Raw genomic sequence first — 10,429 nt, 5'->3', positions numbered from 1 at the left:
AGGTTCGGATAGATAGGGAATCTGGCGCAGAGGTCGGCGACTTCTGCTTTGACCTTGGCCTCGACCTCGGCATTGCCGTCTTCGCCATTGGCGGCCAGACCGTCGACCACTTCGATGATCCAGTCCGCGATCTGGCGGAATTCGACCTCGCCGAAGCCGCGCGTGGTGCCAGCTGGAGAACCCAGACGGATGCCCGAGGTGATGGTCGGCTTTTCCGGATCAAACGGCACGCCGTTCTTGTTGCAGGTAATATGCGCCCGGCCCAAAGCCTTCTCGGTCGCGTTGCCCTTCACACCTTTGGGGCGCAGGTCGACCAGCACAACATGGGTGTCGGTGCCGTGGGTCACCGTGTCCAGACCGCCCTTGATCAGCTGATCCGACAGCGCCTGCGCGTTGGTAATGACCTGCTGGATATAGGTCTTGAACTCGGGGCGCAGAGCCTCGCCGAAGGCAACCGCCTTGCCTGCGATGACATGCATCAGAGGACCACCCTGAATGCCGGGGAAGATCGCCGAATTCACTTTCTTTGCGATATCTTCATCATTGGTCAGGATCATACCACCACGAGGTCCACGCAGGGTCTTGTGGGTTGTCGTGGTCGCCACATGCGCGTGCGGGAAGGGGCTTGGATGCTCGCCTGCGGCCACCAGACCGGCGAAATGCGCCATGTCCACGTGCAAATAGGCGCCGACCATGTCGGCGATCTCGCGCATGCGGGCAAAGTCGATCTGACGCGGGATGGCCGAGCCACCTGCGATGATCAGCTTGGGGTTATGCTCTTTCGCCAGCGCCTCGACCTGATCGTAGTCGAGCATGTTGTCTTCTTTGCGGACACCGTATTGCACGGCGTTGAACCACTTGCCCGACTGGTTCGGGCGGGCACCGTGGGTCAGGTGACCACCGGCATCCAGGCTCATGCCCAGAATGGTGTCGCCGGGCTGGATCAGCGCCTGGAACACGCCCTGGTTCGCCTGGCTGCCCGAGTTCGGCTGCACGTTGGCAAAGCCGCAACCAAACAGCTCTTTCGCGCGGTCGATGGCCAGGTTTTCGGCAATGTCGACGAACTGGCAGCCGCCATAGTAGCGACGGCCGGGATAGCCTTCGGCGTATTTATTGGTCATCACCGAGCCCTGCGCCTCCATCACGGCGGCAGAGACAATGTTTTCCGACGCGATCAGCTCGATCTCGTCGCGCTGACGGCCCAGCTCGGACGTGATCGAGCCAAATAGCTCAGGATCACGGTCCGATAAAGACTGGGTGAAAAAACCTGTGTCACGGAGATTGGCGTTCATGATAGCTCCACATGTCTGGGGTATTGCTTGCGGATTTCCTATCGGAAACCCTGCCGAGGCAACAGCTTTAAAGCGACGAATTGCACGGCGTGGGCGTCAACTCTGGCCTATTGGGGAAAGGTATGTTTGTTTCGGAACCAAATGTGCAGCACCGGAAACCGGAAAATGAAAAAGAGAATCGCTTTTCTCGCAAGCGAGGCTGATGTCGCGCAATCAGCCCGCGAGGTCCTGGTCGCCAAATACGGAAACGCTGCGCCACGTGATGCGGATGTGGTGGTGGCGCTGGGTGGCGATGGGTTCATGCTGCGCACGCTTAAGAACATGCAGCACCTCGATGCGCCGGTATACGGGATGAACCGCGGGACCATCGGGTTCCTGATGAACACCTATTCTGACACTGATCTCTTGGAACGTCTCGATGACGCCGAGGTGGAGGTCATCAATCCTCTGGCCATGCGCGCCATGGATCAATCCGGGAAATTGCATGAGGCGCTGGCGATCAACGAGGTCTCCTTGCTGCGCGCAGGTCCGCAAGCAGCGCGTCTGAAGATCAGCGTCGATGGCCGCGAAAGGATGGGAGAGCTTGTCTGTGACGGCGCGCTTCTGTCTACGCCTGCGGGATCGACAGCGTATAACTATTCGGCCCACGGTCCGATTTTGCCGATCGGGGCGGATGTGTTGGCCCTGACCGCGATTGCTGCATTTCGACCCCGTCGGTGGCGCGGGGCCTTGCTGCCCAAAACCGCAACAGTTCGCATAGACGTGCTGGATGCCGACAAACGCCCGGTGATGGCCGATGCCGATTCTATTTCCTTTCCTGACATTGATTGGGTCGAGATCTGCTCGGAATCCGAAATCACCCATCGCATTCTTTTCGACCCCGGACATGGCCTTGAAGAGCGCCTGATTTCTGAACAATTCACTTAGAATTTCGTCAGTTTTGAAAAATAATTTTTCCTTGTGTGAACAAGTTCACATGCGAGTGAGCATGCAATAGGTAATGTGATCTTGCCTGGAGAACACGCTTAGGTGGGAGTGAGTGGCCACCAAACAGCGTTTTCGACATACTTGCGCATTTTTTGCGCTGGCGAGGGTGGGTGGTGCCACGCTCGTTATCTGAAATCCAGGCATATTTAAGCAAGCGGACCCCGGGCACAAAAACCCGGGGTCGATTTTTTTGGGGGGGTCAGTCGGAGCGGGTCATTCGCTCCCAAAGAGGTTTGCACATCTGCCCGACCCGCGCCTCGATCGCCGCTGCCGCATCGACTGCCAGATCTTCACGCCAACGACGCGCTGCGATCTGAACATTGATGGGCTGCAGGCCGTTGGGCAATTCTGCCAGTCTTGCCGGAACGCAGGCGGCAGGCAGGCCAAGGAAGTTCATCGCATAGGAATAGACCGCGCAGCCGAGAACCTCATGCACGCCCTCGGCCCCTTCGGTGTCGCGGTCCGGTTTGAAAAAGGGTTGAGGCAGGAACGGGGACAGGACGAGGGGGTAGTCTTCCATAAACAGCGACCATTCACGGGCATAGTGGCTGCGTTTGGCGAGCATTCGCAGCAGCTCGGTCTCCACGATAGGTGGGAATTCCTGAAAATAGACCTCGAAGATATCCTGGATGGTTTGGGAACCGGCCGCCTGGATATCGGATTTCAGGAGGGTCAGAACCTCACCCATCAATGTGCGGTATCCGATGCGACCACATTCGAAGACATCAGGGGGATCGACCTCGTCGACCCGATAGCCCGCATCGACCAGCGCGTCGCGCGCAGTGTCCAGCGCCTTTTCGACCTCTGTATGAAGGGCGTATCCGAATGTGTTCTTGGTAAAGGCCACTTTGATCGGAGCGTCCAGAGCCTCACCCCACCATGGCAGAGGAACATGAAACGGGTCGCGCGGGTCCGAGGCGATCAGGCTGGGCATCGACAGGGACAGGTCTGCTGCGGACCGGGTGATCAGGCCCTGAACGGACATGGATTGGGCGAGTATTCCTCGCTCGGCCGTTTGGCTGGGGTTCCAGGCGGGAACGCGACCAAGGCCGGGTTTGACTGTCAACGCTCCGTTGGCGGCAGCCGGAAACCTGAGGCTTCCGCCAATGTCGTTTCCATGCGCCAACGCGCCGATCCCGGCCATGACGGCCGCCCCGGCACCGCCCGATGACCCTCCGGCCGAGATATGCCGACCCCAGGGGTTGTGCGTGCGCCCATAAAGCGGATTGTCCGTGTCGGCGCGGAAGGAAAACTCGGGCGTGTTGGTGCGACCGATCACGATGGCCCCGGCATTCTGAAGGTTTGACACAACCGGCGCGTCATTAGGGGCGATGACATCCTTCAGCGCCACTACTCCATTTGTCGTCGCGTGGCCCTTTTGGTCGACATTTATCTTGATGGTCACCGGCACCCCATGCAGCGGCCCGGTCGGTGCCCCGGCCGCCCGCGCCTGATCTAAGGCGCGCGCGCGTAGCAAGGCTTGCTGGCTCAGATCCTCGACCACGGCGTTCAGGCCGGGATTGACGGCGTTCATGCGAGAGATGGAGGAGGCCACGGCGTCTTCCGCGCTTAGATCGCCATTGCGGGTCAGGGTGGTCAGCTCAGTGGCGCTGAGTTGCCAGATTTTGCTTTGAGTCATGGGCCCTCACTGTCTTAGCAAGACAGTAAGGGGCCTGTTTCAGGTTGCAAGAGGGGGCCGCGCTACTGAGCGTAACCAATCGTCTGCAACGCGTCCTTGATCTCGTCCAAGATGGCTGGATCGTCGATGGTCGCGGGCATCTTGTAGTCTTTGCCATCGGCAATCGACACCATGGTGCCTCGCAGAATCTTGCCCGAGCGGGTCTTGGGCAGGCGGTCCACCACCACGGCCAGTTTAAAGGCAGCCACAGGGCCGATTTTGTCTCGGACCATCTTGACGACCTCGTTCGACACCTCGGTATGGTCACGGTCGGCACCGGTATTCAGGCACAGGAAGCCCACCGGCATCTGACCTTTCAACTGGTCGGAAACGCCGATCACGGCACATTCGGCGACGTCAGGATGGGCGGCCAAGACCTCCTCCATCCCGCCGGTCGACAGTCGGTGGCCCGCAACGTTGATCACGTCATCGGTACGCGCCATGATATAGAGGTAACCGTCCTCGTCGATCATGCCCGCATCGCCGGTCTCATAGTAGCCGGGGAAATGGTTCAGGTACGAGCTTTTGAACCGCTCTTCGGCGTTCCACAGCGTCGGCAAAGTGCCCGGAGGCAGCGGCAGCTTGACCGCAATCGCGCCCAACTCGCCCGGTTTCAGCGGATGGCCGCCTTCGTCGAGGATCTGAACGTCATAGCCTGGCATCGGCTTGGCCGGAGATCCCAGCTTGACCGGAAGTTCCTCGATCCCCAGCGGGTTTCCTGCAATGGCCCAACCGGTCTCGGTCTGCCACCAGTGGTCGATGATCGGAACGTTCAGCGCGTCCTGCGCCCAGGTGATGGTGTCGGGGTCGGCGCGTTCGCCTGCAAGATACATGGCGCGCAGACCGGACAGGTCGTACTTGCCAATCAGCTCACCCTTGGGGTCTTCACGCTTGACGGCGCGGATCGCGGTGGGGGCGGTGAAGAAACTGCGCACGTTGTGTTCGGAGATCACCCTCCAGAAGGTGCCCGCGTCGGGGGTGCCGACGGGTTTGCCCTCGAACACGATGGTGGTGTTGCCGTGGATCAGCGGGGCGTAGCAGATGTAGGAGTGCCCAACGACCCAACCCACATCCGAGGCGGCCCAGAACACATCGCCCGGATCGACATTGTAGATGTTTTTCATCGACCAGTTCAGCGCAACAAGGTGCCCCGCGGTTGGACGCACGACGCCCTTGGGCGCGCCTGTGGTACCAGAGGTGTAAAGGATATAGGCCGGATCATTGCCTGCGACCGGCACACATTCGGAGGGCTCGACACCGTATTGGAACCCATGCCAGTTGAAGTCGCGCCCCTCGATCAGCTGAGCCACTTCCTGTTCACGCTGGAAGATGACGCAGAAATCGGGCTTGTGGCTTGCCAGGTCGATGGCGCCGTCCAGCAGAGGTTTATAGTGCACCACGCGACCCGGCTCCAACCCGCAGGAGGCGGCTATGATGGCTTTGGGCTTGGCATCGTCAATCCGCACAGCCAGTTCGTTGCTGGCAAAGCCGCCGAACACCACCGAATGCACCGCGCCCAGACGGGCGCAGGCCAGCATCGCTTCGAGCGCTTCGGGGATCATCGGCATGTAGATGATGACGCGGTCGCCTTTTTCAACGCCTTTGGCGCGCAGCGCACCGGCAAGCGTTGCCACCCGGTTGCGAAGTTCGACATACGAGATTTCGCGCTTGGTATGGGTGATAGGGCTGTCGTAGATGATGGCGGTCTGTTCGCCGCGCCCATTTTCCACGTGGCGGTCGACGGCGTTCCAGCAGGTATTTACCTGAGCATCGCTGAACCATTCATACAGAGGAGCGTTGTCGGCGAACAAGGCTTTGCTGGGTGCCGAGACCCAATCAATGCCTTTGGCGGCATCCATCCAGAACGCCTCGGGGTCGTTTTTCCAGCTATCGTAAACGTCTTGATATGCCATCAGGCCCTCCTCCCAAAATCGCTGCGATAGTTGTTAGGCAGCGAAAGGGCAGCGGGCAAGCGGCGCGCGTGACGGCGCGTCAGTTTATCGCGAAATATTTGCAGGATGGTCGAAAACAGCCTGCAAATTTTTGCAAACATCAAGATTTTATGGAATTTAGCAGGTTCAAAATAGGAATTTGCAAACCTGCAAATTTATGACTGCAAAGGGCGCAGGCTGAGTCGGGCAGCCAGACACCCATTGGATGTCTGGCCTAGATCTAGCCGCTCTAGCCGTAGTGGGTTACGGGCGTGCCGGCGATTGCTGCCATGTTCAGCAAGCCTCTGGAGGTGATCGAAGGGGTCACGATATGTGCCTTGTTGCCCATGCCCATCAGGATCGGGCCAACTTCGATTCCGTCGGCTTTCATCTTCAGAACGTTGCGCACGCCACTTGCGGCATCCGCATGCGCGAAGATCAGGACATTCGCGGCACCTTCGAGGCGTGAGGCGGGGAAAATACGCTCGCGCAGTTCGGGGTTGAGGGCCGTGTCTAGGTTCATCTCGCCTTCATAAGTGAAGTCGCGCGGTTCGCTGTCCAGAATGGCAATTGCCTCACGCAGTCGCTTGCCCGAGCCTTCAGCTTGGTTGCCAAATTGCGACTGCGAGCAGAAGGCAATCTTGGGCTCAAGCCCGAAACGCCGCACGTGGCGGGCTGCGCCCAGGGTAATCTCGGCCAGTTCCGCCGGATTAGGCAATTGCCGTACATGAGTGTCGGCGATGAATAGCGGGCCGTCCTCTAGAATCATCAGCGACAAAGCCCCGTGTGGGCGCAGGTCAGGGGTGCCCAGAACCTGTTCGACGTAATTCAAATGCCAGCGGTATTCACCGAACGTGCCGCAGATCATGCTGTCGGCTTCGCCGCGATGAACCATGATAGCGCCAATCGCGGTAGAATTCGTACGCATGATCGCCTTGGCCAGATCGGGTGTGACGCCGCGGCGCTGCATGATCTGGTGGTATGAGTTCCAGTAGTCGTAGTAGCGCGGATCGTTTTCCGGGTTCACGATCTGCAGATCCTTGCCAGGACGGACGACCAGACCCAGACGCTCACAACGGGCCTCGATCACTTCGGGGCGGCCAATCAAGATCGGAGTTTCGGTCGTTTCTTCAAGGATGGCCTGTGCAGCGCGCAATACACGTTCATCCTCGCCCTCGGCGAAGACGATCCGGCGGCTTGAGGCTGCGGCGGCCTCAAACACGGGGCGCATAAGAAGGGCAGATTTGAAGACGGTCTGGTTCAGCTTTTCCTTGTAGGCCTCAAGGTCGTCGATCGGACGTTTGGCAACGCCGCTCTCCATTGCGGCCTTGGCGACCGCCGAAGATACGATCCCCACAAGGCGTGGATCGAAGGGTTTAGGGATCAGGTAGTCCGGGCCAAACGTCAGTTGCTCACCCTTGTAGGCAGCGGCGGCCTCGGCGCTTGTGGTGGCGCGGGCCAATTCGGCAATGCCTTCGACGCAGGCAATCTGCATCTCGTCATTGATCTCGGTCGCGCCGACATCCAATGCCCCCCGGAAGATGAATGGAAAACAGAGCACGTTATTGACTTGATTTGGAAAATCACTGCGTCCGGTCGCGATGATCGCATCAGGCGCGACTTCACGCGCGGCTTCGGGCAGGATTTCGGGCGTCGGGTTGGCCAGAGCGAAGATGATCGGGCGGGCGGCCATTTTCTCGACCATCTCGGGCGTCAGAACATTTGGGCCGCTTAGGCCCAGGAACAGATCGGCCCCACCAATCACGTCGTCCAAGGTGCGTAGGTCGGATTTCTGGGCGAACTGATCTTTGTGTGGGTTCATATCCTCGGCGCGGCCCTCATAGACCAGCCCGTGAATGTCGCACAGCCAGATATTCTCGCGTTCGACGCCAAGTTTAACCAGCATGTTGAGACAGGCGATCCCGGCCGCTCCGCCACCGGTCGAAACGATTTTAATGTCCTCGAACTTCTTGCCGGCGACGTGCAGAGCATTGCGGGCGGCGGCTCCGACAACAATGGCGGTTCCGTGCTGGTCGTCGTGAAAAACGGGGATGTTCATGCGCTCGCGACAAAGCTTTTCGACAATGAAGCAATCGGGGGCTTTAATGTCCTCAAGGTTGATTGCGCCAAAGGTCGGCTCCAGCGCGCAGACGACATCGGCCAGTTTTTCGGGGTCAGGCTGGTCGACCTCAATGTCGAAGCAGTCGATTCCGGCGAATTTCTTGAACAGGACGGCCTTGCCCTCCATCACCGGTTTCGAGGCGAGGGCACCGATATTGCCCAGACCCAGAACAGCGGTTCCGTTCGACACCACTGCCACAAGGTTGCCGCGCGCCGTATAGTGTTCCGCGTTCGAGGGGTCGGCCTTGATCTCAAGACTGGCCTCGGCCACGCCCGGCGAATAGGCGCGGGCCAGATCCCGGCCGTTTGCCATCGGCTTTGTAGCCTTGATTTCAAGCTTTCCGGGCTTGGGATGGGCGTGATAGTCAAGCGCGGCCTGCCGCAAGCTGGGTGTGTCAGACATCGGCGGTAAAGCTCCCTTCAAAATTTGATTTAGCCTTAAACTATTTTTTTCGACTTGGCTATGCCGCGTCTGAAGCTTGGCAAAGCCCGACCGTTTCCTTGATTAATTGTCGCAAAATTTTTACAAACCGCAAATTCCTGCGAATTGCCCTGAGACCCCAAAATGCCCAACGACCTCAAAATGACATCCTCCGAGGTGTTCTCGCCATCCCGCTTCCGCTTTGGGGTGGACCGGTTCTGGTTCTGGGCTGCGCTGGGCGTTGCGGCTTTGATCCTCGGGTGTATCGCCTTGTTCCCCTTGCAGGCTGAGGTGTTCAATCAGGAAGGCGGATTGATCGAGACGATCTCGGCGGCTGGCTTGTTCACGGCTGGGGTTGTGGCCTTGGTTAAATACCGAGGCCTCGCCCGGCTTTACATCGGCGTGGGGTGCCTGCTTCTGGCCGAGCGGGAGCTTGAGGCGGATATTTACGCGGAAGGCTCTGTGCCATTTGCGGTGCTAAGCGGCTTGGACAGCCTGCTTGACATGACGCTGGTGCGTGTTGCCTTAGCGATCGTCGTGCTGGGGGGCGTGCTGTGGCACGGCATTCCCAACGCGTGGCGGGCGGTCAGGGTTCAAGCGCCCTTCCTGGCGATCTTCGTGTTGGCCGGGCTGGCTGCAGTTGTGGCGCAGGGAATCGAAGAAATCTCGGGCCTGTATGAGGCCACGATGTCCTCGGTTATGAAGACGCGGCTATTTGTTCTGGAAGAAACGCTCGAGATGTATTTTTCGATTGGCATTCTGGCGTCGGTTCTGATCGGATGGCCGAAAGAACCGACTGACGAGAGCTTGCATGACCCAGACAGCGCACGCGGCGAACACCCGCGCTGAAATCCGTTTGCCGACGCAGGAGCTGCGCGACGATATTCCATTCTACACCAAGGTGTTGGGGATGCAGATGGATATGATCTATCCTGCTGACGATCCTCGAACTGCCGTGTTTTCCGGCCATGGCCTAAGGGTGCGGATCGAGAAGGACGCGCCCGAAACCCCCGGCACCTTGCGCATTCTGACCGAAAACCCCGAGGCGTTTGCCAACGGCGACCGGGTTCTGGTCGCTCCGAACGGCACACGTATCGAAATCGAGGACCTCGACCCCCCGCTAGTGATGCCCGAAACGGTGCATTCCTTTGTCGTGCGCAGGCTCAAGGATCAGGCGCCGTGGATCATCGGGCGGGCCGGGATGCATTATCGCGATCTGGTGCCGGATCGTTTGGGCGGGTCGATCATTGCCAGCCATATCCGCATTCCCGATGGTGGCCCCGTGCCGGATATGGTGCATTTCCATAAGGTCGGGTTCCAGCTGATCTTCTGTATCCATGGCTGGGTCGATGTCGTTTACGAAGATCAGGGCGACAAATTGCGTCTGACCGCCGGGGATTGCTTTATCCAACCGCCGGAAATCCGCCATCGCGTGCTGGAAGCCTCGGACAATGTGCAGGTGATCGAGATTGGGGTTCCGGCCGAACATGTCACCGAAATTGATCACGAAATGGAACTGCCGACGCCGCATCTGCGCCCCGACCGGGAGTGGCAGGGGCAACGTTTTGTCTACAATCAGGCGAAAGATGCGGATTGGGTGCCGTTCCGACTGCCGGGTTGTATCTGCCGCGACACTACGATTGCCGAGAACACCAAGGGCGTTGCTGGTGTTCAGGTCGTCCGGCGCGGGCAGGGCGAGCCGGTCTGGGCCAGCCACGACACCGACATCCATTTCACCTTCGTCATGAACGGAGAGGTCACTCTGGAGGGCGAAGGCCGTGACCCCTATCAACTGGAGCAAGGGGATGCCTTTGTGATACCACCGGGTATGCGTACACGCTTGTCGCAGCCCTCTGACGATGTTGAACTGCTCGAGGTGACCTTGCCGGGGGTGTTCAAGACGGTGCTGGAATAAATGCGTGGTGGGGCTTCTATTCGCCCCTCGTTTTCCGGTAGGGTCTGAATTTCTGACCAACTGATCAAAAAATGGGGAATCGCC

General features: G+C 59.1%; 7 protein-coding genes. 3 read left to right on the top strand and 4 right to left on the bottom strand.

The annotated features are described in order from the left end of the window. The coding region (gene glyA / locus ACP15L_RS03890; protein WP_170641070.1) for a serine hydroxymethyltransferase at window positions 1-1,292 on the bottom strand (1,292 nt) is incomplete at its 3' end. Window positions 1,293-1,433: 141 nt separating this feature from the next. Here glyA and ACP15L_RS03885 point away from each other — a divergent pair. Beyond that, window positions 1,434-2,219: an NAD kinase gene (locus ACP15L_RS03885; RefSeq protein WP_425083212.1), complete on the top strand. Its 786-nt coding sequence runs from the start codon at window positions 1,434-1,436 to the stop codon at window positions 2,217-2,219. A 259-nt stretch (window positions 2,220-2,478) separates the two neighbouring features. Here the strand turns inward: ACP15L_RS03885 and ACP15L_RS03880 are convergent, their stop codons facing one another. The 3 genes from ACP15L_RS03880 to ACP15L_RS03870 all read right to left on the bottom strand — a co-directional run bounded on the left by ACP15L_RS03880 (window position 2,479) and on the right by ACP15L_RS03870 (window position 8,412). Beyond that, a complete protein-coding gene (locus ACP15L_RS03880; RefSeq protein ID WP_425083193.1) occupies window positions 2,479-3,918 on the bottom strand; it encodes an amidase family protein in 1,440 nt (479 codons plus the stop codon). A gap of 62 nt (window positions 3,919-3,980) precedes the next feature. Then, window positions 3,981-5,870, bottom strand: a complete 1,890-nt coding sequence (gene prpE, locus ACP15L_RS03875; RefSeq protein ID WP_425083192.1) for a propionate-CoA ligase PrpE — start codon at window positions 5,868-5,870, stop codon at window positions 3,981-3,983. Between the two features lie 268 nt (window positions 5,871-6,138). Further along, window positions 6,139-8,412, bottom strand: coding sequence for an NADP-dependent malic enzyme (locus ACP15L_RS03870; RefSeq protein ID WP_425083191.1), 2,274 nt, complete (start codon window positions 8,410-8,412; stop codon window positions 6,139-6,141). A 162-nt stretch (window positions 8,413-8,574) separates the two neighbouring features. On the opposite strand from ACP15L_RS03870, the gene ACP15L_RS03865 reads away from it, so the two are divergent. Together ACP15L_RS03865 and ACP15L_RS03860 are read left to right on the top strand one after the other, a co-directional pair. Continuing rightward, the gene (locus ACP15L_RS03865) at window positions 8,575-9,279 is read left to right on the top strand and encodes a hypothetical protein (RefSeq protein ID WP_425083190.1); all 705 of its coding nucleotides are present in this window, start codon (window positions 8,575-8,577) and stop codon (window positions 9,277-9,279) included. Continuing rightward, window positions 9,242-10,345, top strand: coding sequence for a cupin domain-containing protein (locus ACP15L_RS03860; RefSeq protein ID WP_425083189.1), 1,104 nt, complete (start codon window positions 9,242-9,244; stop codon window positions 10,343-10,345). Before ACP15L_RS03865 ends, ACP15L_RS03860 begins: the two co-directional genes overlap by 38 nt. Window positions 10,346-10,429: the final 84 nt, after the last annotated feature.

The organism is Ruegeria profundi (genome assembly GCF_049800715.1).
GTDB lineage: Bacteria > Pseudomonadota > Alphaproteobacteria > Rhodobacterales > Rhodobacteraceae > Ruegeria > Ruegeria profundi_A.
This window is presented reverse-complemented; position numbering and strand designations above follow the sequence as displayed.